The 25,856-nt window shown below is 68.9% G+C and carries 26 protein-coding genes and 5 pseudogenes; 19 read left to right on the top strand and 12 right to left on the bottom strand.

Annotation, left to right across the window (positions count from 1 at the left end; translation table 11 throughout):
* Nucleotides 1-32 precede the first annotated feature (32 nt).
* The 3 genes and pseudogenes from ACMTAK_RS02520 to ACMTAK_RS52635 all read left to right on the top strand — a co-directional run.
* Nucleotides 33-965, top strand: a complete 933-nt coding sequence (locus tag ACMTAK_RS02520; RefSeq protein WP_413804604.1) for an alpha/beta fold hydrolase — start codon at nucleotides 33-35, stop codon at nucleotides 963-965.
* A gap of 63 nt (nucleotides 966-1,028) precedes the next feature.
* Nucleotides 1,029-1,133: pseudogene (locus ACMTAK_RS52640) on the top strand (IS5 family transposase); the annotation flags it as partial.
* A 15-nt stretch (nucleotides 1,134-1,148) separates the two neighbouring features.
* Nucleotides 1,149-1,385 (top strand): annotated as a pseudogene (locus ACMTAK_RS52635) (DUF4158 domain-containing protein); the annotation flags it as partial.
* A gap of 81 nt (nucleotides 1,386-1,466) precedes the next feature.
* Here the strand turns inward: ACMTAK_RS52635 and ACMTAK_RS02510 are convergent.
* A complete protein-coding gene (locus ACMTAK_RS02510) occupies nucleotides 1,467-2,051 on the bottom strand; it encodes an NAD(P)H-dependent oxidoreductase (RefSeq protein WP_413804603.1) in 585 nt (194 codons plus the stop codon).
* 279 nt (nucleotides 2,052-2,330) lie between these two features.
* Between ACMTAK_RS02510 and ACMTAK_RS02505 the strand changes: the two genes are divergently transcribed.
* Nucleotides 2,331-2,918 (top strand): TetR/AcrR family transcriptional regulator, encoded by a 588-nt coding sequence (locus ACMTAK_RS02505; protein WP_413804602.1) that lies wholly within the window; start codon nucleotides 2,331-2,333, stop codon nucleotides 2,916-2,918.
* Between the two features lie 24 nt (nucleotides 2,919-2,942).
* Nucleotides 2,943-3,227 (top strand): annotated as a pseudogene (locus tag ACMTAK_RS02500) (SDR family NAD(P)-dependent oxidoreductase); the annotation flags it as partial.
* A 138-nt stretch (nucleotides 3,228-3,365) separates the two neighbouring features.
* On the opposite strand, the gene ACMTAK_RS02495 reads toward ACMTAK_RS02500, so the two are convergent.
* Genes ACMTAK_RS02495 through ACMTAK_RS02485 form a run of 3 tightly spaced genes read right to left on the bottom strand, consistent with a single transcriptional unit; the run spans nucleotide 3,366 to nucleotide 6,014 of the window.
* On the bottom strand, nucleotides 3,366-4,847 hold the full coding sequence (locus ACMTAK_RS02495; RefSeq protein WP_413804601.1) for an MFS transporter: 1,482 nt from the start codon (nucleotides 4,845-4,847) through the stop codon (nucleotides 3,366-3,368).
* Nucleotides 4,848-4,867: 20 nt separating this feature from the next.
* A complete protein-coding gene (locus ACMTAK_RS02490; protein ID WP_413804600.1) occupies nucleotides 4,868-5,677 on the bottom strand; it encodes an alpha/beta fold hydrolase in 810 nt (269 codons plus the stop codon).
* 49 nt (nucleotides 5,678-5,726) lie between these two features.
* Nucleotides 5,727-6,014, bottom strand: coding sequence for a cupin domain-containing protein (locus ACMTAK_RS02485; RefSeq protein WP_413804599.1), 288 nt, complete (start codon nucleotides 6,012-6,014; stop codon nucleotides 5,727-5,729).
* Nucleotides 6,015-6,108: 94 nt separating this feature from the next.
* Here ACMTAK_RS02485 and ACMTAK_RS02480 point away from each other — a divergent pair, with 94 nt between their 5' ends.
* From ACMTAK_RS02480 to ACMTAK_RS02470, 3 genes are all read left to right on the top strand, one after another.
* On the top strand, nucleotides 6,109-6,714 hold the full coding sequence (locus ACMTAK_RS02480) for a TetR/AcrR family transcriptional regulator (protein ID WP_413804598.1): 606 nt from the start codon (nucleotides 6,109-6,111) through the stop codon (nucleotides 6,712-6,714).
* 46 nt (nucleotides 6,715-6,760) lie between these two features.
* A complete protein-coding gene (locus ACMTAK_RS02475) occupies nucleotides 6,761-7,261 on the top strand; it encodes a hypothetical protein (protein WP_413804597.1) in 501 nt (166 codons plus the stop codon).
* 632 nt (nucleotides 7,262-7,893) lie between these two features.
* A complete protein-coding gene (locus ACMTAK_RS02470; protein ID WP_413804596.1) occupies nucleotides 7,894-8,916 on the top strand; it encodes a LacI family DNA-binding transcriptional regulator in 1,023 nt (340 codons plus the stop codon).
* Nucleotides 8,917-8,940: 24 nt separating this feature from the next.
* Here the strand turns inward: ACMTAK_RS02470 and ACMTAK_RS02465 are convergent, their stop codons facing one another.
* A complete protein-coding gene (locus ACMTAK_RS02465) occupies nucleotides 8,941-9,633 on the bottom strand; it encodes an MgtC/SapB family protein (RefSeq protein ID WP_413804595.1) in 693 nt (230 codons plus the stop codon).
* 307 nt (nucleotides 9,634-9,940) lie between these two features.
* Between ACMTAK_RS02465 and ACMTAK_RS02460 the strand changes: the two genes are divergently transcribed.
* Genes ACMTAK_RS02460 through ACMTAK_RS02440 form a run of 5 tightly spaced genes read left to right on the top strand, consistent with a single transcriptional unit; the run spans nucleotide 9,941 to nucleotide 14,429 of the window.
* Nucleotides 9,941-10,846 (top strand): carbohydrate ABC transporter permease, encoded by a 906-nt coding sequence (locus tag ACMTAK_RS02460; RefSeq protein ID WP_413804594.1) that lies wholly within the window; start codon nucleotides 9,941-9,943, stop codon nucleotides 10,844-10,846.
* Complete coding sequence (locus tag ACMTAK_RS02455) at nucleotides 10,843-11,736, top strand: carbohydrate ABC transporter permease (RefSeq protein WP_413804593.1); 894 nt, start codon at nucleotides 10,843-10,845, stop codon at nucleotides 11,734-11,736. The genes ACMTAK_RS02460 and ACMTAK_RS02455 overlap by 4 nt, the downstream gene beginning before the upstream one ends.
* 38 nt (nucleotides 11,737-11,774) lie before the next feature.
* Nucleotides 11,775-13,151 (top strand): extracellular solute-binding protein, encoded by a 1,377-nt coding sequence (locus ACMTAK_RS02450; protein ID WP_413804592.1) that lies wholly within the window; start codon nucleotides 11,775-11,777, stop codon nucleotides 13,149-13,151.
* Between the two features lie 34 nt (nucleotides 13,152-13,185).
* Nucleotides 13,186-13,806 carry a hypothetical protein gene (locus ACMTAK_RS02445; protein ID WP_413804591.1) on the top strand — a complete coding sequence of 207 codons (621 nt, stop codon included), beginning with the start codon at nucleotides 13,186-13,188 and terminating at the stop codon, nucleotides 13,804-13,806.
* Complete coding sequence (locus ACMTAK_RS02440) at nucleotides 13,803-14,429, top strand: HAD family hydrolase (protein ID WP_413804590.1); 627 nt, start codon at nucleotides 13,803-13,805, stop codon at nucleotides 14,427-14,429. The genes ACMTAK_RS02445 and ACMTAK_RS02440 overlap by 4 nt, the downstream gene beginning before the upstream one ends.
* A 1,708-nt stretch (nucleotides 14,430-16,137) precedes the next feature.
* Here ACMTAK_RS02440 and ACMTAK_RS02435 read toward each other — a convergent pair.
* Nucleotides 16,138-17,088 (bottom strand): NADP-dependent oxidoreductase, encoded by a 951-nt coding sequence (locus ACMTAK_RS02435; RefSeq protein ID WP_413804589.1) that lies wholly within the window; start codon nucleotides 17,086-17,088, stop codon nucleotides 16,138-16,140.
* A gap of 83 nt (nucleotides 17,089-17,171) precedes the next feature.
* On the opposite strand from ACMTAK_RS02435, the gene ACMTAK_RS02430 reads away from it, so the two are divergent.
* On the top strand, nucleotides 17,172-17,744 hold the full coding sequence (locus ACMTAK_RS02430) for a TetR/AcrR family transcriptional regulator (protein WP_413804588.1): 573 nt from the start codon (nucleotides 17,172-17,174) through the stop codon (nucleotides 17,742-17,744).
* Nucleotides 17,745-17,806: 62 nt separating this feature from the next.
* On the opposite strand, the pseudogene ACMTAK_RS02425 reads toward ACMTAK_RS02430, so the two are convergent.
* Nucleotides 17,807-19,047, bottom strand: a pseudogene (locus tag ACMTAK_RS02425) (IS701 family transposase).
* 1,285 nt (nucleotides 19,048-20,332) lie between these two features.
* A complete protein-coding gene (locus ACMTAK_RS02420; RefSeq protein ID WP_413804587.1) occupies nucleotides 20,333-20,533 on the bottom strand; it encodes a hypothetical protein in 201 nt (66 codons plus the stop codon).
* Between the two features lie 373 nt (nucleotides 20,534-20,906).
* Here ACMTAK_RS02420 and ACMTAK_RS02415 point away from each other — a divergent pair, with 373 nt between their 5' ends.
* The 3 genes from ACMTAK_RS02415 to ACMTAK_RS02405 all read left to right on the top strand — a co-directional run bounded on the left by ACMTAK_RS02415 (nucleotide 20,907) and on the right by ACMTAK_RS02405 (nucleotide 22,807).
* Complete coding sequence (locus ACMTAK_RS02415; RefSeq protein WP_413804586.1) at nucleotides 20,907-21,518, top strand: DNA polymerase ligase N-terminal domain-containing protein; 612 nt, start codon at nucleotides 20,907-20,909, stop codon at nucleotides 21,516-21,518.
* Nucleotides 21,519-21,921: 403 nt separating this feature from the next.
* Nucleotides 21,922-22,683 (top strand): ATP-dependent DNA ligase, encoded by a 762-nt coding sequence (locus ACMTAK_RS02410; RefSeq protein WP_413804585.1) that lies wholly within the window; start codon nucleotides 21,922-21,924, stop codon nucleotides 22,681-22,683.
* Complete coding sequence (locus ACMTAK_RS02405; protein ID WP_413804584.1) at nucleotides 22,580-22,807, top strand: ATP dependent DNA ligase; 228 nt, start codon at nucleotides 22,580-22,582, stop codon at nucleotides 22,805-22,807. The genes ACMTAK_RS02410 and ACMTAK_RS02405 overlap by 104 nt, the downstream gene beginning before the upstream one ends.
* Nucleotides 22,808-22,946: 139 nt before the next feature.
* On the opposite strand, the gene ACMTAK_RS02400 is transcribed toward ACMTAK_RS02405, so the two are convergent.
* From ACMTAK_RS02400 to ACMTAK_RS02390, 3 genes are all read right to left on the bottom strand, one after another.
* Nucleotides 22,947-23,231 carry a baeRF2 domain-containing protein gene (locus tag ACMTAK_RS02400; RefSeq protein ID WP_413812776.1) on the bottom strand — a complete coding sequence of 95 codons (285 nt, stop codon included), beginning with the start codon at nucleotides 23,229-23,231 and terminating at the stop codon, nucleotides 22,947-22,949.
* A gap of 333 nt (nucleotides 23,232-23,564) precedes the next feature.
* Complete coding sequence (locus tag ACMTAK_RS02395) at nucleotides 23,565-24,137, bottom strand: YceI family protein (protein ID WP_413804583.1); 573 nt, start codon at nucleotides 24,135-24,137, stop codon at nucleotides 23,565-23,567.
* Nucleotides 24,138-24,177: 40 nt separating this feature from the next.
* A complete protein-coding gene (locus tag ACMTAK_RS02390) occupies nucleotides 24,178-24,570 on the bottom strand; it encodes a DUF2267 domain-containing protein (protein WP_413804582.1) in 393 nt (130 codons plus the stop codon).
* Between the two features lie 611 nt (nucleotides 24,571-25,181).
* On the opposite strand from ACMTAK_RS02390, the pseudogene ACMTAK_RS02385 reads away from it, so the two are divergent.
* Both ACMTAK_RS02385 and ACMTAK_RS02380 read left to right on the top strand, forming a co-directional pair.
* Nucleotides 25,182-25,250, top strand: a pseudogene (locus tag ACMTAK_RS02385) (YbhB/YbcL family Raf kinase inhibitor-like protein); the annotation flags it as partial.
* 68 nt (nucleotides 25,251-25,318) lie between these two features.
* A complete protein-coding gene (locus ACMTAK_RS02380) occupies nucleotides 25,319-25,540 on the top strand; it encodes a hypothetical protein (protein ID WP_413804581.1) in 222 nt (73 codons plus the stop codon).
* A 71-nt stretch (nucleotides 25,541-25,611) separates the two neighbouring features.
* Here the strand turns inward: ACMTAK_RS02380 and ACMTAK_RS02375 are convergent, their stop codons facing one another.
* Nucleotides 25,612-25,833: a hypothetical protein gene (locus ACMTAK_RS02375; protein WP_413804580.1), complete on the bottom strand. Its 222-nt coding sequence runs from the start codon at nucleotides 25,831-25,833 to the stop codon at nucleotides 25,612-25,614.
* Nucleotides 25,834-25,856: the final 23 nt, after the last annotated feature.

Below are 25,856 nucleotides of genomic sequence, written 5' to 3'. Positions count from 1 at the left end.
ATCAGCGCACCTCACACCAGTGGAGGGCAATCATGAGTGGTCCCGCAAGCATCAGCAGCGTCCCGGGCAATCCGGTCCGCGACCTGCCACTGCCCGACCTGGCGGGTTTCACCCACCATTGGGTCGACGCAGCCGGCGTCCGGCTTCACGCGGTCGAGGGGGGCCGGCCGGACGGGCCAACCGTCGTGTTGCTCGCCGGATTCCCGCAGACCTGGTGGGCATGGCGGAAGGTGATGCCGGCCCTGGGCGGGCGATTCCGCGTCATCGCGGTCGACCTGCCCGGTCAAGGCCACTCCGAACGCCCCCACATCGGCTACGACACGCACACGGCCGCCGGCCACGTCCACGCCGCGGTGAAGGCACTCGAGGTCTCGGCGTACTGGCTGGTCGGCCACGACGTCGGTGCGTGGGTTGCCTTCTCCCTCGCTCTGAAACACCAGGACCAACTGCGTGGCCTGGCACTACTCGACGCCGGAATCCCGGGCATCACGCTCCCCGACGCCATCCCGACCGACCCCGAGAGGGCATGGAAGACCTGGCACTTCGCGTTCCACGTCGTGCCCGACCTGCCCGAGACACTGCTCGCGGGCCGCGAACGCGAGTACATCGGCTGGTTCCTGAAGGCCAAGACCCTCTTCCCCGGCACCTTCGCCGACGCCGAGATCGAGCACTACGCCGCGTCCGTCGCCGCCGACGGCGGCCTCCGCGCATCCCTGGCCTACTACCGGAAGGCCACCGAATCGGCACGGCAGAACCACGAGGCGCTGGAACGGCAGCACCTGAGGGTGCCGGTTCTCGGGATTTCCAGCAGCCACGGCTCCATCCCCGATATGGCGGCCCCCATCAGGCCGTGGGCCGACCGCGCCACCGGGGTCGTCGTGCCGGACGCGGGACACTTCATCCCGGACGAACAACCCGATGCCGTGAGCGCCGCGTTGGCCGGCTTTATCGCTGAGGGCGACTGAGGCCGGGGCAGGAGCGAGAAGCTGGACCGGCGCCGCGCCTCCCGCCGAAACCGCGCCTACCTGCGCCACGCGGTCGAGTGCGGCATCAACTGCCTCAAAAGACACCGGGCCGTCGCTACGCGATACGACCGGCTCGCGGTCCGCTGCGAAGCGGCCGTCCTCGTCGCGAAGGCCCGCTACGGCCGGTTCGCCACCGAGCCGTCCCCCGAGCAGCTGGAGCAGTTCTTCCGTCTGGATATGAAGGCGCTTGGTCTGGCGCGGGCGAAGCGCCGTCCGGCCACGAGGCTGGGGTGGGCGGTGCGGTGGGGCACGGTGCGGATGCCCGGGACCTTCCTCACCGAGGACCCCACCGCGGTCCCGGCCTCCGTGGTGCGGTTCGTCGCTGAGCAGCTCGGGACGGACGACGGCGAGGACGAGTAGCCACGCGCCCGTACAGTCGAAAGCGGTCCGGGCCGGAGTCACCACCTATGGCTCCGGCCCGGACCGCCTTGTGCGCGAGGCTCAGTCGGCCCGTCGGGTGGAGCTGAGAAGCTCGCGGTAGCGCTTGGCGTGCACGGCGAGGGTCTCGTCGGAGACGGTGCGGGCGCCGTGCAGAACCAGCGGCTCGGCGAGACGCATGCCGATCAGTCGGGCGGTGGCGTCGAGGGGCGCCAGCAGCTGGGTCATCGTGAAACGGGAAGTGGGATCGACACAAGCGTACGACTCTTCCGGGCCGCCTGTGGAGGTGACCAACTGGAGGATCTTGCCACGCAGTGCGGAGCCGCTGCTGCCGTAGGCGAAGCCGTAGGTGAGGACCTGGTCGATCCATGCCTTGAGCACTGCGGGGACGGAGTACCAGTACCAGGGGAACTGCCACACGATCCGGTCGTGGTCGCGCAGCAGTTGCTGCTCACGGGCGATGTCGAAGCGGCCATCGCGGTAGGCAGGGCCGAGCTCATGGACGGTGACGTGTGCGAGGTCGCTCACGGCCTCGGCCAGGCGGGCGGTGATACGGGAGGAGGCCAGGTCGGGGTGGGCGACGACAACCAGGGTGCGCGAGGAGGGCGGGCCGGCTGACGTCGCGGAGAGGAGGCTGGGATGGTTCATCGGTATTGATCCTTGACTGCGGTCGGCCTACGGGAGAGGCGGAGCAGGCGCTCCGCACGCCACCGTGGACGTCAATCACGTCTGCCGGTGACATAGGTGTTACTCACTTGGGGGAGCGGGTGTCCCATGCCTCGATTTCTTGTGACGGATCGTTCCGCCACGGAGTTTGTGACGGATCGATCCGTCTGTCAAGCTGAGGCCGTGCCCGGCGCGCGGCCAAAGGGCCCCCGCGCGCCGCGTCGACTCGATGCGACGCATAACAAGCAGAAGGAGCGCACCATGGCTCGCAAGACAGCGGAGGAGAACCGGCGCCACGTCCTGGCCGTGGCGAGCCGCCTGTACTACCAGCGCGGCATCCGCGCTGTCGGTATGGACCTGGTGGTCAAAGAGAGCGGGGTCGGCAACGCGACCGTCTATCGGCAGTTCCCCACCAAAGACGCTCTTGCCAGCGCCTTCACACAGGACCGCGCCGACGCCTGGTTCGCGCGTATGCGCCAGGTCGCCGACCAGGCCGACGACCCGCGCGAGAAGCTCCTCGCGATCTTCACGGCCGTCATCGAGGAGACCAGACTGCCCACCTTCCGCGGCTGCCCCATGCTCAACACCCATACCGAGTTCCCCGACCCGCAGCACCCCGCAAACCGTGTGGCGGTCACCCACGAGCAGCGGGTCCGCCACTGGCTGCGTGACTTGGCAGCCGACGCCTGTGCTTCCGACCCCGAGCAGCTCGCCGACGATCTGGTCCTCGTCCTCAATGGTGTCTACGTCACCGCCGCCGTCCTCGGCCCCCAGGGTCCCGCCCAGCGCACCGGTGAACTCGCCCGTCGCCTCATCTGGACTGCCTGCGACGAACCTGGCCGCCCCTGAATCCGGCACCATGCCTGACTCGGGGCCCTTCCCGGCTTCCGCCGACAGCGCTCCGGCCAGTTCGTCAACGTCGGCTCCACGGCGGCCTACGTCGTCAGAACCCCCAGGCCGTCTACGCGGCCACCAAGTCGGCAGTCAAGGTGTTCCCCGAGGGGCTGCGCCAGGAATCGGGACCCGACCTGCGCGTGGCCCTCGTCTCGCCCGGCTTCCCTAAACACCGAGGGCATCGACAAGGGAGCCAGCACTGAGGTCGTGCGGAGAGCGGGTCCTGATCTACGACATCACCGAGACGAAGTAACCCGGCCACCGGACCCCGGGGGCTGCGGTCACACGAGGGGCCGTCCGCGCGGAGCTTCGAACCCGTCCTCCTGGGCCCGAGCTCAAGCCGTCCGCGCCGGCTTGCCCTGGACGTGCCCACCAGGGGCTTCAGAGGCCGGGGAGCGGAAGTCACAGCGCCGTACCATGCTTCTGCGTGGCCTTATCAACCGTAGGCCCCGGGGTCCCTCCATCGATCCGGATGCTTTCTGCATCGAGAGGCAGAAGGACGTGTTCGGACGGGACGTTCCGATCGGCGGTGCGGGCGGCCCGGGGGCCGGTGGTCAGGATGCCCAGGGCGAGCACGGCCAGACCGCAGCCGGTGATGATCCACCAGGCGGCTGGGCGGACCCCGTCGGCGATCACCGCGCCGGTTACCGCGATGCCGAGTGCGGAGCCGACCTGGCGGCTGGTCGCGGCGATCGCGGCGGCTACCCCGGCCCTGGCGCGCGGCAGGCCCGAGACCGCTGTGTTCGTGATGGGTGCGTTGACGAAGCCGAATCCCAGGCCGAAGAGTGCGTACGCCGCGTAGAGGAGGACGTCCGAGCGGTCGTCGGGGCGGGTGGCGGGGATGGCCAGCAAGCCGCCGGCGGCGATGCCGGCGCCGGCGAGCAGGAGCGGGATGCGCGGGCCGCGACTGCCCACGATCCGCCCGGCCAGCGGTGGGCACAACAGCGACGGCACCGCCATCGGCAGCAGACGCATCCCGGTGTCCAGCGCGCCGAGCCCCAACACCTGTTGCAGGTACAGGCTGTTGGCGAACAGGAAGCCACCGAGGGCGGCGAACGCGCATACTGCCATCACCGTCGCCCCGCTGAAGGGCGCGCTGCGGAAAAGGCGCGGCTCGATCAGCGGTTCGTCGTGTCTCATCTCATAGGGCACGAGGACGGCGGCCGCACCTGTCGCGGCGATCAGACAGGCCACGATGACGGGCGAGGTCCAGCCGTGGCCGGGCACCTCGATGATGGCGTACGTCAGCGTGCCGAGCACGGTGATCACCAGCAGCTGGCCGACCGGGTCCACTCCGCGGGGCCGCGGGGCTCGGGACTCGGGGACGAACAGGACGGCGAGCAGCAGCGCGGCCAGCCCGATCGGCACGTTCAGCCAGAACACCGACCTCCACCCGGCCGTCTGCGCCAGCACGCCACCAAGGATCGGCCCTGCGGCCATGCTGATACCGACCACCCCGCCCCACACGCCGATTGCCCTGGCCCGCTCCCGCGGCCCGGGGAAGGCGTTTGTGAGGATGGCCATGGCGACCGGGGTGAGCATGCAGCCGCCCACCGCCTGAGCCATGCGGAAGACGATCAGCCAGTTCAGCGACGGCGCCAGACTGCACAGTGCCGATCCGCCGGTGAACAGGACGAGCCCGAGGAGGAAGACGCGGCGTCGTCCGACGCGGTCGGCCGTGGAGCCGGCCGGCATCAGCAGCGAGGCCAGCACGATGGTGTATGCGTCGAGCGTCCACTGCAGGTCCGACACGGAGCAGCGCAGGTCCTGCTGTATCGAGGGCAGGGCGACATTGAGGATGGTGGTGTCGAGGCTGACCAGCAGCACGCTCATGCAGCAGACGGCCAGGATCAAGGTGGGTCTTTTGCGACCGGGCTGAGGCATCGGGTCCGCCCTTTCTGGGGTCAGAGGCGTGGCCGGTGGACGACACGGGTGTCGGCGAAGTCCCAGAGGATCGGCAGGAGTTGTTCGGGGGTCTCGCTCTGTGGCATATGGCCGGTGCCTTCCAGCAGGCGGAATTTCGCGTCCGGGATGGCTTGTGTGTATGCGCGTCCGTAGTCGACGTCCACGACCTGGTCGCTCGCGCCCCATGCGACCAGGGTGGGATGGGTGATCTTGGCCAGGCGCTCGGGCAGGGTGGGGTCGGCCATGTGGTGCGGGCCCGCATAGACCTGCAGGGTGGCGCGGTTGGCGGCCATGACCGCGCGCTGTGCCTGGGTCAGTGCGCTGGGGTCGAAGCGGAATTTCGTGGGGTCGTGGAAGGAGAGTCGGGCGAGTTCGGCGGGGGTCAGGGAGAAGGTGTCGGCTATGGGGTGGCCGGGGACGGGGATGCCGACGGCGTTGACGAGGGTGACGCTGCTGATCCGGTCGTTGCCCAGGGTTGCCAGTTCGGCGGCGATCCAGCCGCCGATCGAGTTCCCGACGACGGCGACGTCCCGCAGGTCGAGTGTGTCGAGCAGGTGGGCGTATGCCCGGGCCAGGGTTGTGGTGTCGGTCAGCCAGTCGGGGCGGATGGTGTCGTCGAAGCCGGGGTGGATGGGGGTGATTACCCTGGCGGGTCGCTGTTCGGCGAGGAGGCGGGCGAACGGAGTGACGGTTTGCGGGCCGCCGCCTCCGTGCAGGAGCAGAAAGGGGCGTCCCCGCTCGCCGTGGAGGTCGGCGGTGATATCGAGGGTGCCCTGGTCGAGGGTGAGGGTGTGGGTGCTGCGGGTCATGTCCGTGTGCTCCTCGGGTTGATGAGTTTCAGGGGAGGTCGGGGCGTGGTCACGCGTAGTCGGTTGCGGGGACGGTGGCGTAGCGGCTCATGATCGCGGCCGTCGACTCGGGGGTCGGTTCCCGGCCGCTCGCGATCATGTTCCGCAGGTCGCGGAAGTACTGCACATACAGGTCCGGTGTGAAGGTGTTGAGCATCACCGCCGGCTCGTCGCCGAGGTTGGCGAAGGTGTGCGGGGCGCCGGGCGGGATCATCGCGAGCGTGCCGGCGGGCGCCGCGTGGGTGGTCTCCCCGAGAACGGTGCTCATTGCTCCTCCTTCGTGAGAGCTGGCTCTCATGAGAGTAAGGGGCTCCAGTTTCGTTATGCAAGTCGACTCTCATGAAGAGAGGGGGCTGCTATTATGTGGAGGGATAGACGGGAGGAGTCGCGTGATGACAGAGCAGACGGGTGCCGGCCGCACCAACCAGAAGCAGCGCACGCGGACGGCGATCGTGACGGCCGCCCGTGAACTCATCGGCACGGGCACCGAAGTGACCATGCCCGCGATCGCCCGCGCGGCCCTGGTCTCCGAGGCCACCGCCTACCGGTACTTCCCGGACCTGCCCTCCCTGATCAGCGAGGCCCTGGCCGGTGTCTGGCCACCCCCCGCCGAAGCGCTCGCACCGGTCGCGGACTCCGCCGATCCCGTCGAACGCACCGCCTACGCCTGCGAGTTCCTGCTGCGCGGCATCCTCGCCCGCCAGGGCTCGGTACGGGCGATGATCGCCGCCACCATCACCCGGCCCCAGACGGTGACCACACGCCCCGGCATCCGCTTCGGACTCATCGACCACGCGCTCCTCCCACTGGAGGACACACTCGGCGCGACGGACCCGGACGCCTTCACCCAGCTCAAACGGGACCTCGCGGTGGTCGTGAGCGCCGAGGCGCTCTTCACCCTCACCGACCTGTGCGGACTCGGCCCCGACGAGGCCGTCTCCAGCGCCGTACGAACCGCGTCGACCCTCACCGAAGCCGCAGTGCGCTCGACCGCATAGCGGCGGCGGACCGACGCGGACGCCACCCCGGCCGACCACCCCGGTCGTGACGGAGCCCAGGCGGCCGTGGTCGAAATCCCGGCAGGCGGCGACGAAAAGGGCCCTGCGCAGGGCCGCCGCCAACGTCGATTTCCACGTCACCTCGCGGGTGGCCGCGACAGACATGGCCAACGGCATCCGCGACAACCGGATCGACCACACGACGCATGAGATCGAGATCTTCTGCAAAAACGGGCAGAGCAAGACACCGAACCAGGTCGCCGCCGGTGCCGTGCCCGACACCAGCCACCATCCGCTGCCGGGCGACGGGGACCGCCAGGCCCTCCAGGCCGACTGGCACGGGATCGCCCCGCACACTCACCCTGACGCCATCGCCGCGCTCGAGATCGCTACCGGCCGCGAGGCCACCGTCGAAGAAGTCACCGGCCAGGCCGACGCAGTACGCGTACCGCTCCCACTCGTGGTGGCGCGCGTGCTTCTGACCGAGCGTGCGCAGCGCCGGCCGCATCCACGCGTAGGGCACCGTCTGGTCCGCCAGCTGTTATGACGTCCGGTTCCGCGCGGCCTCGATGGCGAGCGCGATGCGGTGCACGGGTGTCGGCGGTGGTGTCTCGCGCAGCGACACGATACCGACCCAGCGGTTCACGGCCTCCCCTTGCCGGGTGACGCGGCCTGCCCGGCCACGGTGCGCGCTCCCGGGGGCGTCGGTGCGTGGGCCGGCGTCGTGCTGGCCCGGCTCCTGCTGCTGGTGGTCATCCTCACCGCGCTGATCGTGCTGCTGGCCTGCGGTGTTCCGCTGGCGGACGCGTTCTCCTCCTCTCTCACTGACTTCGCCGACGACCCGCGGGCGTGGCGTGACAAGGCAGGAGGGCCCCCGCTGCACCAGATGGCGTTGGCCTGTGGCGTCTCGCCTCCTCGCTGTGCGAAGCGCACGGAGGCAAAGAACGGCCGTCCTGGGAGACGGTCCACGGCTACGTCCTGGCCTGTGGCGGTGATCCCGCTGAGTGGCGTGCGCGGTGGCGGCAGTTACGGCTGGAATCCGCTGCGGCACCAGACCCAGTGCACGAGGCGATGCGCCACTGGGCTGAAAAGGGAAAGCTCATCGCGTAAACGGTTATAGTCATGACGGGGAACGTTCCCGGATGGCATCGGCTGAAGCGTGGTTGGGAGCTGTAACGGATGGCGAGGGACCGCGGCAAGGCTCCCACGATTTTGGACATCGCCGCGGAAGCGGGGGTCTCCAAATCTGCCGTGTCGCGTGCCCTTTCGGGACAAGGTGAGGTGAGCGCGGCGACCCGGGACCGGGTCGAGCGCGCCGCCCGCAAGCTTGGGTACGTGGCCAATGCAATGGCACGGGGGCTTGTCGCCTCGCAGACGAAGACGGTCGGAGTCCTGCTCCGGGACGTCACTCGGCCGTTCTACGCATGGCTGCAGACTGCGATGCAGCGCGCGGCCGAGGATCGCGGCTATCAGATCGTCACCGCCACCAGCGCCGCCGACCTGGGCGTGGCCGACGCGCTGCGTGCGCTGACCAGCCTCGTCTCCTTGCAGGTGGACGGCCTGGTGGTGTCGTCGGCTCGGTTGCCCTCGGAAGAGATCGTCCCGTTCATCGAACGGGTACCGATCGTGGTGGCCGGCCGCCGCGAGACAAGCCGCGGCATCACGAGTGTGTTCTGCGATGACGCTGACGGCGGCACGATGCTGGCGGAGCATGTGCTGCAGCTCGGACACGAACACATCGCGGTGGTCCTGACCGACCACTCGTATTCCCTGAGTCAGTACGCCCGGGGCATTTCCATGATCGAACGCATACGGGCCGCAGGGAAAACTGCCGTTGTCTGGGAGGCCGCCTCGGACAGAGAGGCGGGCCGGGTGATCACAGACCAGATCGACGGCTCCGGGGTTACGGCCATCATGTGTCCCACGGACTCGGCTGCCGTCGACGCCCTGGAGGTGCTGCGGCAGCGGGGGGAATCGGCACCCGAGGATTACACGGTGACCGGTTACGACGGATTCGGCCTGCTGGCCACCCCCTATCTGGGTCTCACCACGTTCCGCCAGCCGGTGGAAGAGATCGGCAGGACCTCGATCGATCTCCTGATCGACAGAATCGAAGGCAAGACAGACCAGGACCGCCTGGTCGAGCTCAGGGGGAGTCTCGTCGAAGGCCGGACGGCGGGCGGGGTTCCTCGGCGGCCGTGATCGGTGCGCGGCTTGCGGGCCCGATCAGTCGTCGGTTTCGGCCGGCCACCACCGGCTGGATGTCACCTTCGGGTCCAGGCCGATCCGCTGGACGGCAACCTCCAGGCCGGCCGTATCACCGGCGTGCTGTGCAGAGACACCCGCCATGACCTTCGTCTGTGAACTCTTCCCGGGCCGTATGTCGATCGACCGCAGGGTGTACTCCGGTCGATCGACTGCCTGCAGTAGCAGCGCCCTGATGCGCGGCTCGCTCTTGTCGGTGGTGACGACTTCGAGCATGAAGTCGGTCGGGACGTCTTCGTCGTCCGCTTGCTGCAGCAGTTCCCCGGCGTGCCGTTGGCGCCTGTTGACGAATCGGCCCAGGGGCCGCAGGAGCGTGTTGGTGGCGATGATCGCCACGCAGCCGATGATCGCCATGACTACCATCCCGGCTCCGGCGAGAGAGCCGACCGCCGCCGCACACCACAGGGTCGCGGCCGTGGTCAGTCCTCTGATGTTGAACCCGTCCCGCAGGATCACGCCGGCCCCGAGGAAACCGATCCCGGATACGACCTGGGCCGCCACGCGCGTGGGATCCGCCCCGGGATCCGCGCCGAGTCCCACGGCCCCCATGACGACGAACAGGGAAGCGCCGACGGAGACCAGGGCGTTGGTGCGGATGCCGGCGGTGCGCAGGCGCCACTGGCGCTCCATGCCGATCACCGCGCCCAGCACCATCGCGATGAGGATTCTGAACGCGAGCCCGAGGATGACACCGGGATCCGACACAGGACGCCCCTTTCCTGGCTGGGCGTAGGCATCCGGCACACCATCGGACCGGGAACGTTCCCGGCGGGAGGCTACGCGGATCGCGCCTGTCCGGCAAGGGCAACGGACTGCCGATACGGACTATTGTCGCAACCTGTCGTTTGCCAGAACGTTGCTTGTTCGCGTCGCCGGGCCTCTGGTACTTTCACGCCATAGCCAGCCCGGGAACGTTCCCGTAAAGTGGCGGACATGCGGTACGCCGGGCAGAGGAGTTCATATGCCTTCACATACGTCGCCGCCCCTGGCGGCTAGGTGGCGCAGAAGCGGCGTCGGCCCGTGGCTTGTTCTGCCGGCTGCCGCGCTGCTGGCGGTCTTCGTCTTCAGGCCGCTTGTCCGGAGCGTGCAGCTCAGTACCTATGCCAGCGACCTGATCGGGAATCCGACCCGGTTCGTGGGCCTGGACAACTACATCTCGCTGCTGTCGGACCCGGATTTCCTGCATACGGTCGTCATCTCGGTCGTCATCGCCCTGCTGGGCATGTTCCTGGCGACCTTCGGCGCCCTGTGCGCGGTGCTTCTCCTGCGCGGCCGGCTTCTGGGCGGCGGGATCTTCAACGTGGTTTTCTCGCTGCCGTTCGCCTACTCCGCGGCCTCGGCTTCCACGGTGTTCGCGGGGCTCTTCGCACCGTCGGTGGGGGTTCTCAACATCATTCTCGGCAATCTGGGAGTGTCCGGCCCGCACTGGCTGGACAGCCCTGTCGCCGCGGTGTGGTCGATCGCCATCGCGACCGCCTGGTACGAGTTCGGGTTCGCCTTCCTGGTGCTGACAGCAGCCGTGCGCGACGTGCCGCCGGAGGTGATCGAGGCCGCGCAGCTCGACGGCGCGGCCGGCCTCCGCCTCGCGGCTCGCATCCTCGTGCCCATCATGCGTCCGAGCATCCTGTTCCTGGTGGTGACCCAGACGATCACGGGGCTGCAGTCGTTCGCGCAGATCCAGGTGCTGACCCGGGGCGGCCCCGCGGGAGCCACGACCAACCTGGTCTACCGCATGTACCAGTTGGCCTTCGGCAACGGAACCCCGGACTTCGGCCGGGCGTCGGTCATCGCGATCATTCTCGTTCTCATTGTCGCTGCGATCACGGCGCTCCAGTTCCGGCTGCTCGGACGGGAGAAGGCAGCATGATTTCGACAGATGTCAGACCGGCACGGATCAAGCCCGAGGCAGATGCGGCACCCTCCTCCCGGCGCAGGGTGCGCGTTCCGGAGGCGTGGTCCATCGTCCGGTTCGCGGCTGTGCTGGTCTTCGCGGCGATCGTCTTCCTGCCCGTGTACGTCTCGTTCGTCGGTGCTTTCACACCCAACGGGGAGTTTGCGCGCAGCGGGATCGTTCCCGACCCCGCCGATGTGACGCTCGGCAACTTCCACGAGGCACTGACGGCGATCCCGCTGGTGCACGAGTACTTCGTGAGTGTCGGCGTCGTCACACTGCAGACGCTCGGGCAACTGCTGACTGGGGCGCTGGCGGCGTATGCCCTGGTGTTTCCGCGCTGGCGGGGCCGCAAGATCGCCTTCGTTCTGGTCCTTGTCACGCTGGCGATCCCCGCCGAGAGCATCGTCATCCCCAACTATGAACTCGTCAGCTCGATCGGGCTGCGCAACACGATTCTCGGGGTCGTGATCCCGTACCTGGCTGCGGGATACCCGGTCTTCCTGCTCCGGCAGGCGTTCGCCGCCGTGCCCACCGAAATCTGGGAGGCGGCACGGATGGACGGCGCCGGCGACATCCGGACCCTGTTCACGATCGTCATGCCGGCCTGCCGGCCCCAGGTCACCAACGCGGTGATCTGGAGCGCCCTGGCCGCGTGGAACGGCTTCTTCTGGCCTCTGCTGATCACCGACACGGCCGCCGCCCGGACCATCCAGGTCGGGATCTCGCAACTCGCCGCCTCCGAGGCGGCCAGCCCGGCAGTGATCTTCGCGGGTGCCGTCCTCGTGGTCGTCCCCACGATCCTCCTCGTCATCTTCGCCCAGCGCTTCCTCATCAACGGCCTGACCCGCGGTGTCCTGCGCTGAACCGGCCCGTCCCTCCTCATTGCTCCGAAGGAACCGTCATGAAGAACAGATTCGCGGCTGCGGCCATAGCGGTAACCGTCATGGCCGGCTCAGCGGCCTGCGGCTCGACCTCGAGCGGGGGCGGCAGCGGGTCGTCCGTGCCCGATGCGTCCGCTCTGAAGAACGCCAAGGGCGTCACCGAGATCACGGTCTGGCACGGTCTCGGCGCCGCCAACGGTGTCGCCTTCAACAAGCTGATCAGCCAGTTCAACGCCGCCAACAAGGGCAAGATCCACGTCAGGGCCACCTTCCAGGGCATCTACGCCGACCTGCTGGCCAAGTACACGGCGGGCCTGCGCGGCAATTCCACCCCGACCATCATGGTCGCCGGTGACATCGCCACCGGGTTCATGACCGACGTCAAGAAGAGCATCCCGGCCGCGGACATGGCCAAGGCCAACCCCGGTGACCTGAAGCTCGCCGACCTGTCCGCGGCAGGCCGCAACTACTACACGGTCAACGGCAAACTGCAGGCCGTCCCGATGAATATGTCCACCCCGGCACTGTGGGTCAACCGCGACCTGCTCGCGAAGGCCGGCATCCCCAAGAGTGCCGACCTCAGCACACTGGACGCCGTGGTCGCCGCGGCCAAGACCGTGGCCAAGAAGACCGGTCAGAAGGGCTTCACCATGCCCGACGACGACTGGTACATCGAACAGCTCGCAGCCACCGCGGGCCAGGACTTCTGCACGCCGGACAACGGCCGCAAGGGCACCGCCGCCTCCGGCATCACTATCAACACCGGCGCGGCGAAGTCGGCCATCACGAAGGTAGCGGACCTCTACCGCACGGGTGTGGCAGTGGACGGGGCGCCCGACGGCTCTGCTGCGCTTTCCGGCTTCCAGGCCGGCAAGGTCGCCTTCCTGCTGAACAGCTCGGGCGCGCTCGGCGCGCTGAAGGACGGCACCAAGTTCGACTACGAGGCCCTGCCGTTCCCCACCACCGGTCCCAAGGGCAGCTCCGGCCCCGTCATCGGAGGCTCCGCCCTCTGGCTCAGCAGCACCGCCACGGACGCGCAGAAGGTGGCCGGCTGGAAGCTGGAGACCTTCCTCACCTCGGCCGCCGCTCAGGAGCGGTTCAGCCACGCGACCGGCTATGTGCCGGTCAACACCAAGACCGACGAATCCTCCACCCAGCAGGCGTACCTCAAGGCGAACCCGAACTTCCAGACGTTCACCACCCAGATCAAGAACACCCCGATCGTGTCCGCACCAGCCGGCTGCGTGACCGGCGCGATGACCGCCATCCGTACCGGCAACATCAACCAGATCCAGGCCGCCTTCGCCGGCCAGAAGTCGATCGACGCGGCGCTCGACCAGGCAGCCGCCGACGCCAAGAAGGCGATGAAGACCTACCAGGGCCAGCTCGGCCAGTAGCCGGCCCAACCAACACCGACCAGAACAGAAGGGGATGACCTTGACGGACATCCGCTACGGCATTTTCCTCCGGCCCGACCCCGCAACCTGCTGGGCCGTCACCCAGGTGACGTTCGCCCTGAACAGGCAGTTCGGACTCGTATCGGCAGGCGCGTTCCCACCGCACGCCACCCTCATCGGGAATCTGTGCACCCGCGCCACCGAGGCCGAACTCATCGCCGCCCTCGATCCCGTCTTCGAGAACGTCACTCCGTTCCCCGTCTACAACCACGGCATCGTCCGGACGGGGACAGGCGCATACGAATACAACATCAATCTCGACGCGTCCGGGAACCGGCCCAACGAACCGCTCGGCCGTGTCGCCGACGCGGTGGCCAAGGCGGTAGCGCCGCTCTCGGTCCCCGTCGACGACTTCCTGGTGACCCCGGTCGCCGACTACAGGTTCGCCGCACATCTCGGCCTGGCAAGCCACGAACTGGCCGTCGACAACCGGCTGAGCAAGGAGGTCGGGGATTTCCTGGCGGGCCTCCCGCTGCACGTGCCCGAATCCTTCGCCGCCCGCTGGTACTCGCTGTTCGAGTTCCAGGCCGACTGGAGCAGCCACTGGTGGCAGAACATGTCGTGGCGCCACCTCCACTCGTGGGAGGCCGTATGACACCCCCCGCCGCAACCGCTCCGAGCGTGGTCATCTTCGATCTCGGTGAAGTGCTCGCCACCCCACCAGATCTGTACGCATCCCTCGCGGCATGCCTGCCCCATCGGCCTGAAGCTCTGGAAACCGCCTACTGGGCGCACCGGGACGCGTACGACCGGGGCGGCACCGCACACGCCTTCTGGAGCTCAGTCCTTGCCGACCTCGGCATTCCTGCGACACCCGGCGTCATCGCCGACCTGGTCCATATCGACACCCAAGCGTGGACGACCGTCCGTCCAGACGCGATGTCCCTCCTTGCCGCCCTGTCGGACAGCGGCATCCGCGTCGGGATACTGTCCAACGCGACACTTGAGATGGCCACGGCCGCCCGCGCAACCCCGTGGGGCGACTACGTCACCGACTGGTTCTTCTCGTGCGAACTGCGGCTGGCCAAACCCGACGCCGCGATCTACCACCACGTCACGAACGAGCTAGCGCTCCCGGCCGAATCAATCCTGTTCATCGACGACCGCCGGGCGAACGTGAATTCCGCCCTGGACGCCGGCTGGAACGCCCACTTGTGGACCTCAGGCCCGGACACCGCGGGCCTGCTGACCGACCTGGGACTGCTCCAGCCGGTCTGACCACGGATCGGCACGCCCGTCAGTCGGCCTCGTACAACCTGACCAGTAACAGGACACGCACGACACCGTGCCATGACGACCACTGGCCTGGGCGCCCACGATCATCGAATTCCCGTTCCGGTAACGCGACATCGTCAAGGCACTGCTCCGAGGTCCGGTTCGGTCACGGGCTTCACTCCGCAACGGTGACGGAACCGGCGACATCGCCGGCCTCCGCTTGGGCCTCCGCTTGGCGGTGTCGGTTTCGGTGAGCCAGTCGGCAGTGATCAGCAGTCCGGCGTGCTCGGCGACGCTGAACGAAAGCCGCCGTGTGAAGGCCACCCGGAATCCGCCGGGTGGCCTTCACGCTTCGTGTCGGAAACGCGGGTGACTTCCGATCTGAGCCGCCACGAAATCCGACGTGTCGCGGTGGCGGACCAGCATCGCCGACGAGACTTTCCGAGTACCGGCCTCCAGCGCTGCCTGATCGTCTTGCTCCCCCTGGGGGAAGCCGCTGGTGGTCCGGCCTGCGCCTGTGCTTCCGACGTCGGCTGCCGGGTGTCGGCTTCGGCGGGCGTGCTGTCGTTCTGGGCCGGCTCAGTCGGGGATACGGACGTGTGGGCGTCGGCGGCCAGGGTGGGAGTGTCGGCCGTGGACGACGGGACGTGATGCGGCAAAAAAGTACCGAGCCGGGGCCGTAGCCGCCCGGCGACGCCGCGACCAGTCCGCTTCTGAGGCTTTTCGCCCCGGGGTGATGTACCGATGCCGGTGAACCGGGCTTGCAATCCGCAGGTGACCGTTCTGGACTGGTTGCTCGACTCGGATCCCGGGGTGCGCTGCCAAGTGCTGCGCGATCTGACGGACGCGCCGTCGGCCGATGTTGCCGCCGGGCGCGCCCGCGTTGCAGTCGAGGGTTGGGGCGCCCGGCTGCTCGCGCTGCGCGGCGGCGACGGCCAGTGGGCAGGAGGCGCGTGCTTTTCGGCCGACTTCCGCGGCGACACTTCGCACGGTCTCAGCCATGGACTTCGACCCTTCCGACATTGTCGCTTCTGCGTGTTTTGGGCGTCGACCCGGATGCCGAGCCAGTCCGGGAAGCGGTCGTGCAAGCGCGGGATAACCGCCGGTGGGAGCATGCTGGGCAGCCGTTCTTCGCTGGAGAGGACGAGCCGTGCATCAATGGGCGGACCGTCGCGATCGGTGCCTACTTCGGGTTGGACGTCGACGGCATCATCACGCGGCTGATCGGCGGATTGCTCGAGCACGAGCGGACGACCGGCGGTTCAGCCGAGTCCGTCCTGGCGCGGCGGCGCGGTGAGGAGTATCTGCTGCGACGGCGGCTGTTCCGCCGGCTGAGCACGGGGAGGTTGTCGACCCGGCCTGGCTTCGCTTCTCGTTCCCGACCTGGTGGCACTGCGACGTGCTGCGGGCGTTGGACTATTTCCGCGTCGCCGGGGACAATTCCGGTCCTCGGCTGGCTGAGGCGATCGACCTGGTGCAGTCCAAACGACAGCCCGACGGCGCGTGGCTACTGGAGAACACGCATCGAGGCGCGGTCCAGTTCGCCATGGAGGACGGCGACGGTCAGCCGAGTCGATGGAACACGCTTCGGGCTCTAGTACTCCAGTGTGACTTCGCGATCTTGTAGGGACCCTGGTCGGGAACGAGTGCGGTCACCGTGTGATCATCGGGGTGTGTGGACTCATTTCGCCTGACCAGGCCAGCAAGGTGATCACAGGACGAGCATGAGTTTGCCGCCGGGGCGGCGGGATTGGCTGAGCTTGGCCGCTTCCTGGATCTGGTTGAGGGTGTAGGTGCGGGCGACCGGTACGACCAGGATGCCTTCGCCGACGAGCCTGGCGAACTCATTCATCTGGTCGTAGCGGATCTCGGTAGTGATCCGGACGCCCAGTTCGGCTGCGGCGGCGAAGTCCGAGACGGTGAGGACACGGTCGGGATCCCCGGTCAGCTCAATCAAGGTCGGCAGCGAGCCGCCGGCCGGACTGGGCTGGTTGGCGCGGTCGATCCGGCCCCCGGTCGGCGTGGTGTCCAAGGCGCGGTCCACTGGGCCTGGGGTCAGTGCGCTGACGCGTTCGGCCATGCCCTCGCCGTAGGCGGTCACCTGGGCGCCGATCTCTTCCAGGGCGGCGGCCCGAGTCGGCCCGGCTGTGGCGATCACCCGAATACCCCGGTGCAGCGCGAAGCGCACCGCCGCCTCACCCACGGTGGTACCCGCGCCGTGGACGAGCAGCAGCTCACCCGGCTCAACGCCAAGGTCGTCGAGCGCGCGCCACGCCGTCTCGGCCGCCATCGGCAGCGCGGCGGCCTGCTCGGCGGTTACGTCCTCGGGAATGCGTGCCCAGGCCGGCATCAGCGCGTACTCGGCGGCGCCGGCCGTCGGGCCGTCGAAGGTGGCCGGGCCGAACACGCGGTCGCCGATCTGGACGCCGGTGACGCCCTCGCCGAGCGCGTCGACGGTGCCCGCGACCTCGAGGCCGAGCCCGCGGGGCAGCGGCGGCAGATGGTCGGCGAGGAGACCGTCGACGACGTGCCAGTCGGCCGGTGTCAGGCCGCACGCCCGCACGGCGATCCGGATCTGGCCGGGTCCCGGCTCCGGCTGTGGGACGTCGCGGAGCACGATCACGTCCGGGGAACCGAACCGGTCGAATTGCAGAGCCTTCATGACGATCTCCTGGCTGATGACAGCATCTGTTGTCATTGACCGTATCAGCTGATAACAGCTCCTGTTGTCGTACCCTGGTGGGTATGCCGCGATGGGAATCCGACGCACAGGGCCGGCTCGAACGCGCGGCGCTCGAGCTGTTCGAGACGCAGGGGTTCGAGCGCACCTCGGTCGCGCAGATCGCAGGCGCCGCCGGTCTGAAGGAGCGCTCCTTCTACCGCTACTTCCCCGACAAGCGGGAAGTCCTCTTCGCCGGCAACGAACTCGAGGCCCACCTCGTCGCCCAGGTCGAGGCAGCCGACCCGGGCCTCACCCCGATCGAGGCGCTGCTGACCGCGCTGGGAACCGCCGAGGAGATCTTCCGCCCGCGCGAGTTCCTGCTGCGCCGGGGAAGAGTGATCGCCGCCAACCCGGCACTGGCCGAGCGCGATCTGATCAAGCTCGCCGACATCGCCAACGCGCTGGCACCGGCGCTCGAGCGCCGCGGCGTCGAGCCCGGAAAAGCACGCTTCATCATCGACGTGGTGCTGGCGATCCACCGGCGCGCCATGCCCCGCTGGCTAGCCGAGCCGGACACCACCCTCGCTCAGCTCATGGCCCAGGCCGCCGCCGAGCTGCGCGAAGTGGTCGAGCCGCCAGCTCCAACGATCCGCTGAGTCGGCCGCAAACAGGCCTCGCAGATAAGCGTAGAACCGGCTGTCCGGGAAACGGCCTTACCTCAGTGTGGTTTCCTGGTCCATCTGGTGGGTTCCTTGAGAGATCGTCGCCGGTAGTGACTGCGTCGAGCCGCTGACTGGTGGTGTCGGCGCCAGCTGGGCCAGTGCAGCAGTTTGGCCGTGGTGATGGCCGGCGGAGTGAGGACTGCAGTGAGCAGGCGACGGATCTCCGGGAGGGTCATTGGGGTGCCGCGCTGGCGACGGCGACGGCGGTGAGGAAGGCTAGGGCGAGCATGGCGAGGGTGATGTGCCGGTGCCATGAGGTCCAGTGCCTGACCTGGTAGTGGTCGAGACCGACCTGGCTCTTGGCGGCCTGGAAGCACTCCTCGATGCTCCAGCGGACACCGGCGACGCGGACCAGTTCGGCCAGCGTCACCGCGGTGCGTGACCAGCACAGGTAGAAGGCGAGTTCGCCGGTGGTCCGGTTGCGGCGGATCAGCAGGTGGCGGTGGCTGCCGGTGTCGATGTGGACCCAGGCCCAGTCGTAGTGGCGCGGACCCTTCGCGCCGTTGCCGGCACTGTGCCGTTGCCAGGCCGTGGCGGGCAGACGGCCGGCGACGGTGTCCGCGCGGATGAGGGTGCGGCCCTGGTTGATCCGCACTCTCGTCGAGCAGGCGACGGCCAGCACGTAGCCGATGCCGCGTGCCTCCAGGGCAAGCCGTAGATGAGGGTCCTGTCCGTAGGCTTCGTCGCCGGTCGCCCAGGAGGCGGTGATGCCGACGTCCAGCGCGGCCTCAATCATCTCCCAGGCCAGGCGGGGCTTGGTCGCGAACTGCACCTCGTCGGGTATCCCAGCCTCGCGGCGGCGTCCGGGATCGGTGCACCAGGAGTGCTCGGGCAGGTAGATCCGACGGTCGATCAACGCCCGTCCCCGCTCGGTGGCGTAGGCGAGGAACACACCGACCTGTGAGTTCTCGATGCGTCCCGCGGTGCCGGTGTACTGCCGTTGCACGCCCGCCGAGGCGTGGCCCTTCTTCACAAAGCCGGTCTCGTCCACGATCAGCACCGCGCCGTCGGTGCCGAGGTGGTCGACGGCATAGGCGCGCAGGTCGTCACGGACGGCATCAGCGTCCCAGCGGGCGTAACGCAGCAGGCGCTGCATCGGTCCGGGCCGGACATGACCGGCCTGTTCGGCCAGCTGCCAGCAGTTCTTGCGTTCGACGCCCGACAGCAGGCCGAGCAGATAGCCGCGGGCGGTCGCCCGCGGCTCAACCCGGCCGAGCCGCCCCGCGATCCGGGCCATGACCTGGTCGAACATCATCCGCCAGCGGGCAGGGTCTACGCTATGGTCCGCGGCCACCGCACGATCTTCGCTTGTCCACACACCAACCGATGATCACGCGGTGGCCGTACCCGTCCCCAGCCGGGTCCGCAGCAAGATCACGAAGTCAGACTGGAGTACTAGGCGTCCTGGACTGGTACAACCGCCTCGCCGTCTGTTCACCGGGCCGCGCGGCCGGACCGTACACCACCATAACGTCCTCCAGGGCGTAACCCTCAGTTACCACCCGAAAGGGCGAAACGGATATCCAGCCACCTACCACCCTCTGGGAGCGACGAGGCGTGGTGTGCGGAGGTCAAGGCGGCGTTCCCGGAGGCGATCAGCCGTGCCAGGCGCGTCGTGCACATCGACAAGCACACCCAGCGCTTCGACCGGGACGCAGCCCAGGCACCTTCGCCGACGGTCGGGTATGCCGATCCCATGCTTACCCGGCCCCTCGCCCGCCAGAAGTAGCTCGCCGCCCGCGGTAGCCACGAAAGCCCCGGTGCAGTGCAAGGGCGCACCATATGACCGCTGCCGTCAGTGCGGCTGCGGCGGAGGCAGCCAGCACTGGTGGCTCCGGCCGAAAGCCCAGTGAGAGCCGGGTGCCCATGAAGGTGAGTATGACTACGAGCGCATCCGGGCCGTGGAGCGGAACCCTGGCGGCGACAGCCCGCAGCGCGGCTGCCGCCGCCAGACCGGTCGCGGTCCAGGCCAGCAGATACGGCCGCACCTGCCCCGGAGTGGCGAGCGGCATCCCGAACTCATCGGGGCCGGAACGGAACGACGCGCCGGCCCAGCCCAGGCCGACCCCGAGAATGGTGACGCCCGCCGCCCACAAGGCATGGCGCCATAGCGGACCAGGCCGCAGGGACGCTTCGTCGCCATCAGAGCTCGCGCAGTTGTCAGGGCTGGGGAGGCCGGGCGATTCAGTCACGCCCACCGGCACCGAACCCAGCGCCGCCGCCACAGCGTCCCCAAGCGCGGGATGGGCCGCACCCGCCACGACACAAAGCCCCATCATCGCCTCCACAGATACGTGAGGCGCGTCGGCACTCGGTGGTGTCAAGCCTCGAGCCGGAGTACACCACCGCTGCGCGGTTCGCCGTCCCTTCGGCGGGCGCGGCATGCCCGACGCGTCGCCCGCAGGACCTGCCTGTGTACCGCCACACCTGGCGGACGAAACATCGGGGCCCGCATGCTCTGCGTGTGAGACCTCACAGGGGGCTCCTGCCGGGTTCCGGAAGGAGCAAGCCGGCGGTCGGTGTCACCGCTGCATCGCCGTCGTCCGCCAGGCGCGTAGCTGCTCCTCGCACCATTCCCAGACCTGCCGGGCGACCTCCTCCAACGCGCCGGGATCCCGCAGCCACAGGTGCACGGCACCCGGCAGACGCAGGTCCTCGTACTCCTCCCGGGGGAGCACCTCCACCAGCTGCGCCCCCGCCTCGGTGGAGGCGCCGTACCTCATGCCTGTCCCTCACACGTACCGGCATCGCATCCGACGGCAAGGTGACGGCGTCCACCACGCCGTGCCCGGCATTGCCCGCCTGAGCAACCTCGGCCGCGCCGGGCAGCGAGCGGCCAGCCGATCGCCCTCTCACGCGTTAAAGATCATTTTCTGGATGACCCTTCGCGTGACCGACCAGAGGGCCTTTCCGGCCAGGGCCGGCAGCAGGCCGAGCTTGGCGGCTTTCGGTGTCGTAGTGGATGACCGGCTGCCCGTCGGCAGATAAGGGGTACCCGGAGGAAGCGCCGACGAGTGCACCCCGGCATGCATTGACCGGCCGGGTGGCCGAAAGGCCGCCGAGTGCTGCAGCCAGCGGCAACGTCAGGGAGAGGCCATGAGTGCGAAGGACCCACTCGCGAAATACCACAGCAAGCGCGATTTCTCCAGGACCAAGGAACCTGAGGGCGACGACCGGCGAGCCGGGGGCGAGCCCCGGTACGTGATCCAACTCCACGACGCCAGCAGTACGCACTTCGACTTCCGGCTCGAGGTGGATGGGGTGCTGAAGTCCTGGGCGATTCCCAAGGGACCCTCCAGCGACCCGCACGACAAGCGGCTGGCCACGCCCACCGAGGATCATCCACTTGGGTATCAGGATTTCGAGGGCACGATCCCAGAAGGGGAGTACGGGGCGGGCACGGTACTGATCTGGGACGAGGGCACCTACCACCAGCTGCCCGACCGCAAGGGACGCGAGATGTCTATGGGCGAGGCGTTGAGGCGCGGGCACGCGTCCTTCTGGCTGGAGGGAGCAAAGCTCCACGGCGGCTATGCCCTCACCCGCTTCCGGAAGGGCGACAACGACGGGGATGAGGCGTGGCTGCTGGTCAAACAGGCTGATCAGCGGGTCTCTGACCGCCGCGCCCCCGCACCGTCCCGGGCGCGGTCCACGCGCAGCGGGCGCACCCTGCGGCAGGTCGCCTCCGGCTCCGCGCCACGCCGTTAGCGTCCCTCGGATCCCGCAGGGTCACGCCGACCCTGGTCTACGGAGCCTGTCCGAGGCTGACCGGCTGTGATCAAGTCCGGCTCGGAAGCGGGCTGGCAGCGTTTGCTGCCGCCCCGAAGGGGGAGACGGCAGGGGGCGAGGCAGGAAAGAGTGCCGTAGCGTTGTCCGGGGCGTGTCCGGGAGCGAGGTGTGGCTGTCGCGGATTCCAGCGGTGCATCGCTGACGGAGCCCACGGTGACCCGCTTGTCCCGCAGGTTTCCGGCCGGCTGCCACCGTCGTGAGGAATCCCAGACGCGCCCGGTCTGGAGGGAGCGCAGAGGTGGCCGCTCGCAGCCTCCTGGACGGTTTGTCCGGGGAGGAGCGCAAGCAGCTGCGCCCATCGAAAGGGCGTAGTGCAAAGCCCATGTTGGCTACGCTGACCGACACCCCGTTCTCCGACCCGGACTGGATCTACGAGCGGAAATTCGACGGCGAACGGTGCCTCGGCCTGCGAGATGGGGCAGAAGTCCGTCTGCTCTCCCGAAGCGGCCAGGCGCTCACCGCGACCTACCCCGAAGCGGCGGACGTCCTCGCCCGCCAGCCCTGCCGGGACTTCCTGGTCGACGGCGAGGTCGTTGCCTTCGAAGGCACCCGGACCAGCTTCGCCCGGCTGCAGCAGCGGATGGGTGTCACGGATGAAGACCAGGCCCGGACCAGCCGGATCGCGATCGCCTACTACGTCTTCGACCTGCTGCGCCTGGACGGGCGGGACCTCACCGGCCTGCCGCTGCGGACCCGCAAGGCCCTGCTGCGCCGCGCTCTGACCTACACCTCTCCGCTGCGCTTCGCCACCCACCGCAACAGCACCGGCGAGGCGTACCTGGACCAGGCGTGCGAGCGAGGCTGGGAGGGGCTGATCGCCAAACAGGCCGACAGCGGGTACGTGTCCCGGCGGTCTGCCGACTGGCTGAAGTTCAAGTGCGGGAACCGGGGAGCTTGTGGTCGGCGGCTTCACCGAACCGGAGGGCCGGCGTGCCGGATTCGGTGCCCTGCTGGTCGGCTACTACGAAGGCCGGCGCCTGATGTACGCGGGAAAGGTCGGCACCGGCTACGACGAGCAAACTCTGACGGGCTTGCGCAAGCGGCTGGATGCCCTGGAGCGCGGAGACCAGCCGTTCGCCGGTGAGGACGTGCGCGAACGTGGCGTCCACTGGGTCCGGCCGGAACTCGTCGCCGAGAAAGAAGAGATCCGCGGTCGGCGGGTGCGGCATTCCGCGTTCCAACCCGGACAAGGACCTCTTTCTCGATGAGGGCATCACCAAGGCCGAGTTCGTCGACTACTACCGCGCTGTCGGCCGGGTCATGCTCCCTCACCTCAGGGGCCGCCCCAGTCCCCAAGGAAGGCGGCACGGTGACCTTGGTGGTCCGCGACGACACCGCAACCCTCGCCTACCTGGCCAAAAGGCGTCCATCACCCCGCACCCCTGGCTCCGCCGCGCCGACCGTCCCGACTGCCCCGACCGGCTGGTGTTCGACCAGGCCCTCGCTGAGGGGGTTGCGGGCGCGCTGGGCGGCGAAGCTCTCCAGCCGGTCGCGGTCGCGGGCGGAGCGGCGGCCGCGGAAGGGAGCGGCGAGCTCCGGTTCGAGCAGGGCCCGGCCGCTCTCGACGTCCTGTCCGTTGCCCGGGACGGCGGCTACCCGGTTGCGCAGCGGGGCGGGCAGGCGGTTGACCAGGACGCCTCCACCTGCACGGCGCGGTTGACGTCATGGGCCTCCCGCCACGGGGGCTCACTCTTCACCGCGTGTCCAGGGCAGCTCCCCGCAATCGCCGCGGCGAGCGGGAAAGGACACCACGGCTCGACGTATCCGGATAGAGCCCAGGCAGTCAGTCATGCACGCGGCTGACGGCCGGCCCGCCAGGGATGGGCGGCCGCGGGCCGCGTCGAGGGGGGACCGACGGGACTGCGCAGTGCCGATGAGGGCGACCGTTCGGGTGAAGAGCACGCGACACCGGGTCCGCCGGCGCGGCCCGCCCGACGAGTCGAAACTGGCCTCCTGCCAGGCTCATCACCCGGATCCAGCCGATGGTTGAAAGCCGGTCACCGCGTATTCGACCCGGACCTCGTCGGCCACCTTCAGCGCGCCCAGGAAGGCGGTGTACGGCTTGATCCCCCAGGTGGACTGGCTGACCGTGGCCCAGCCGCATACCTGGCCGTCGCCGTCGCTGCCGCCGTGCACGGTGACTGGATGGGTCCGGCCCTTGATGGTCAGGTCGCCGGTGATCTCGAAGTCCTCGGGTGTTCCCGTGACGCTGGTGGAGCGGAAGGTGATGGTGGGGTACTCCGCCGTGTACAGCAGTTGCTCACTCTCCAGAGTCCGTCTGATCTCGGCCCGGTCGGCGTCGGTGAGGGGTTTGAGCCCTCCGGTCCCCTCCCGGACGGTCAGCGATCCGGTCTCGACTGTCACGGTCACCGACGACTTCCCGGGATCGCCGGTGACGACCACCGCGTTCCCGCCCCAACGGATGGCCTCGATCGCAAGGTCGTGCCCTGCCCTCCGGCCCAGCCCTGAGCGGCTGGTCCTGAGCGTCAGACGGCCGGTCGGCGGACCGAAGGCATACGTTCCATCACTCAGTGACATGGGAGTTACCTTACGTGAGGGCTTGGTCCCGCCGAGCCTGTCAGGCCAGTTCGGTGTGGCCGAAGAGCTCGGCGTAACCGGCCGGGAGAGCGCTGATGAGCTTGTTCACCTCCCCGCCGGAGATCGTTTTCGCGAGGACGGTGAGGACCGCTTCCGCGTGAGAGCGGGCGGTCTCCTGGTCATCCCCGGTGGTCTCAGCCACCCGCCGTAGGAACTCCTGCACCCCCCAGGCTCTGCCGGGGAAGTCGTCGGCTGCGTCCATGAGAACCTCGGCGAGCTCGATCGGGAGCTGATCGGCCAGATGGTTGGCCGCAACGGGCTGTAGGCGTTCACCGAGAGTGGTGAGCACCGCCTCGGTGACGGTCAGTGCCTCGGGGGTGTCGCCGTAGTCACCCTGTTCGCGCACGGCGGCCAGGAATTCCAGGAGTGCCATCGCTGCTCCTTCCGCAAACAGGCGGCCGTAAGGCGAAAGCCCTGTGTCGCTTGGGCGCGTGCCAAAGGCGCCTTGCTGCCGAGTCCCCTTGTGGCGGGATGGCAACCGGGCCACGCCGACTGCCCCGCGGTGCACGCGGGTGATTCGGTCGATGCCTGACGGGCTGTGGTGCCTCTTCCGGCACGCCTTGTGATTGCCAGGACGCGCCAGGCGCACGATCTTCCCGCCACCGACGCACATGAGTGGACACGAATTCTTCGAGCGGGTGGCCCAGCGGGAGGGGAAGAGTTTCCCGAAGGCTGTCCACCATGCCCGTTCGGTGATCGAAGTGGCGGCAGAGGCCGTGCAGGGCAGCGTGGAGAGGCCGTGCAGGGCAGCGTGGTCGCAAGGATCCGCGGCTGCCTGGATGAGGAGCCGGCCACCAGCCTCTTCGCCGGCAGCGCCGCTCGTGCGGCACCCCGTCGGCCCGCCGGTCGCCCCCCACCGCTGCATCGGACGCAGAGGCCACAGAGGTCCCGCGTGACCCCGCTCAAGCTGGAAAGCCCGTCTTCAAGGACCGCCACCGCCTGCCGTCCCGCCACACCGAGGACGCCGGCAACGTCTCGCCGCCGTTGACCTGGTCCGGTGCGCCGGACGAGGCGGCGGAACCGGTGCTGCCGTGCGAGGACGTCGATGCGCTGTCAGGCAGTGGTGTGCACTGGCTGGTGGTCGGCGTCGATCCCGCAGCCGGGGCGTGGAGGCGGGCCGGATGCCGCCGGGCGGCACGGAACTGGTCAACGGCTTCGGCCGCCGCGGCTGGAGCGGACCCGACCCGCCGCCCGGGAACCAGCCGCCCCGCTACGTCTTCCACCTCTACGCGCTGGCACAGCCGTGCGTGCTGCCCGACACGCCGAGCGCCGAGCAGGTCCACGAAGCCGTGGACAGGCGTCAACTGGCCGACAGCACGCTCGTGGGCCTGTACCGGCACTGACCCGAACACCACGGCGGGCGGCGAAAGGCCAGCCGTGCCGGCCCACGGCTACCTCTGGGGGGATGGCGAATTCACGGCCGCGATAGACCTTCCCGCTCCTCGACGACGTACGGGGTCATGGCCGCCCGCCGCTGCGTCTCCGGCTCGGAGGCCCGCCAGGAGTCGCGTGCCTCCTCGGACTCCCGGAACGACACCCCGGTGATCTCCTGTCCGTCCTGGGACCAGTAGGCGAAAGCGCGCTGAAGACCCTCCGGATAGGGGGCCGGTCGCCACGCCCTCCCGAAGTCCTCCAAGGCACCAGGCCGAAGGCGGCGCG

The organism is Streptomyces lacaronensis, assembly GCF_047337785.1.
Classification (GTDB): Bacteria; Actinomycetota; Actinomycetes; order Streptomycetales; family Streptomycetaceae; genus Streptomyces; species Streptomyces lycopersici.
Note: the sequence above shows the minus strand (reverse complement) of the source record. Positions and strands in the feature narration are given on the sequence as shown.

Excerpts from the sequence above, each read along its gene's own strand:
- ACMTAK_RS02520 (WP_413804604.1), top strand. The coding sequence starts at position 33 with ATGAGTGGTCCCGCAAGCATCAGCAGCGTCCCGGGCAATCCGGTCCGC.
- ACMTAK_RS02510 (WP_413804603.1), bottom strand. The coding sequence starts at position 2,051 with ATGAACCATCCCAGCCTCCTCTCCGCGACGTCAGCCGGCCCGCCCTCC.
- ACMTAK_RS02505 (WP_413804602.1), top strand. The coding sequence starts at position 2,331 with ATGGCTCGCAAGACAGCGGAGGAGAACCGGCGCCACGTCCTGGCCGTG.
- ACMTAK_RS02495 (WP_413804601.1), bottom strand. The coding sequence starts at position 4,847 with ATGCCTCAGCCCGGTCGCAAAAGACCCACCTTGATCCTGGCCGTCTGC.
- ACMTAK_RS02490 (WP_413804600.1), bottom strand. The coding sequence starts at position 5,677 with ATGACCCGCAGCACCCACACCCTCACCCTCGACCAGGGCACCCTCGAT.
- ACMTAK_RS02485 (WP_413804599.1), bottom strand. The coding sequence starts at position 6,014 with ATGAGAGCCAGCTCTCACGAAGGAGGAGCAATGAGCACCGTTCTCGGG.
- ACMTAK_RS02480 (WP_413804598.1), top strand. The coding sequence starts at position 6,109 with ATGACAGAGCAGACGGGTGCCGGCCGCACCAACCAGAAGCAGCGCACG.
- ACMTAK_RS02470 (WP_413804596.1), top strand. The coding sequence starts at position 7,894 with ATGGCGAGGGACCGCGGCAAGGCTCCCACGATTTTGGACATCGCCGCG.
- ACMTAK_RS02465 (WP_413804595.1), bottom strand. The coding sequence starts at position 9,633 with ATGGTGCTGGGCGCGGTGATCGGCATGGAGCGCCAGTGGCGCCTGCGC.
- ACMTAK_RS02460 (WP_413804594.1), top strand. The coding sequence starts at position 9,941 with ATGCCTTCACATACGTCGCCGCCCCTGGCGGCTAGGTGGCGCAGAAGC.
- ACMTAK_RS02455 (WP_413804593.1), top strand. The coding sequence starts at position 10,843 with ATGATTTCGACAGATGTCAGACCGGCACGGATCAAGCCCGAGGCAGAT.
- ACMTAK_RS02450 (WP_413804592.1), top strand. The coding sequence starts at position 11,775 with ATGAAGAACAGATTCGCGGCTGCGGCCATAGCGGTAACCGTCATGGCC.
- ACMTAK_RS02445 (WP_413804591.1), top strand. The coding sequence starts at position 13,186 with ATGACCTTGACGGACATCCGCTACGGCATTTTCCTCCGGCCCGACCCC.
- ACMTAK_RS02440 (WP_413804590.1), top strand. The coding sequence starts at position 13,803 with ATGACACCCCCCGCCGCAACCGCTCCGAGCGTGGTCATCTTCGATCTC.
- ACMTAK_RS02435 (WP_413804589.1), bottom strand. The coding sequence starts at position 17,088 with ATGAAGGCTCTGCAATTCGACCGGTTCGGTTCCCCGGACGTGATCGTG.
- ACMTAK_RS02430 (WP_413804588.1), top strand. The coding sequence starts at position 17,172 with ATGCCGCGATGGGAATCCGACGCACAGGGCCGGCTCGAACGCGCGGCG.
- ACMTAK_RS02420 (WP_413804587.1), bottom strand. The coding sequence starts at position 20,533 with ATGAGGTACGGCGCCTCCACCGAGGCGGGGGCGCAGCTGGTGGAGGTG.
- ACMTAK_RS02415 (WP_413804586.1), top strand. The coding sequence starts at position 20,907 with ATGAGTGCGAAGGACCCACTCGCGAAATACCACAGCAAGCGCGATTTC.
- ACMTAK_RS02410 (WP_413804585.1), top strand. The coding sequence starts at position 21,922 with ATGTTGGCTACGCTGACCGACACCCCGTTCTCCGACCCGGACTGGATC.
- ACMTAK_RS02405 (WP_413804584.1), top strand. The coding sequence starts at position 22,580 with ATGTACGCGGGAAAGGTCGGCACCGGCTACGACGAGCAAACTCTGACG.
- ACMTAK_RS02395 (WP_413804583.1), bottom strand. The coding sequence starts at position 24,137 with ATGTCACTGAGTGATGGAACGTATGCCTTCGGTCCGCCGACCGGCCGT.
- ACMTAK_RS02390 (WP_413804582.1), bottom strand. The coding sequence starts at position 24,570 with ATGGCACTCCTGGAATTCCTGGCCGCCGTGCGCGAACAGGGTGACTAC.
- ACMTAK_RS02380 (WP_413804581.1), top strand. The coding sequence starts at position 25,319 with ATGCCGCCGGGCGGCACGGAACTGGTCAACGGCTTCGGCCGCCGCGGC.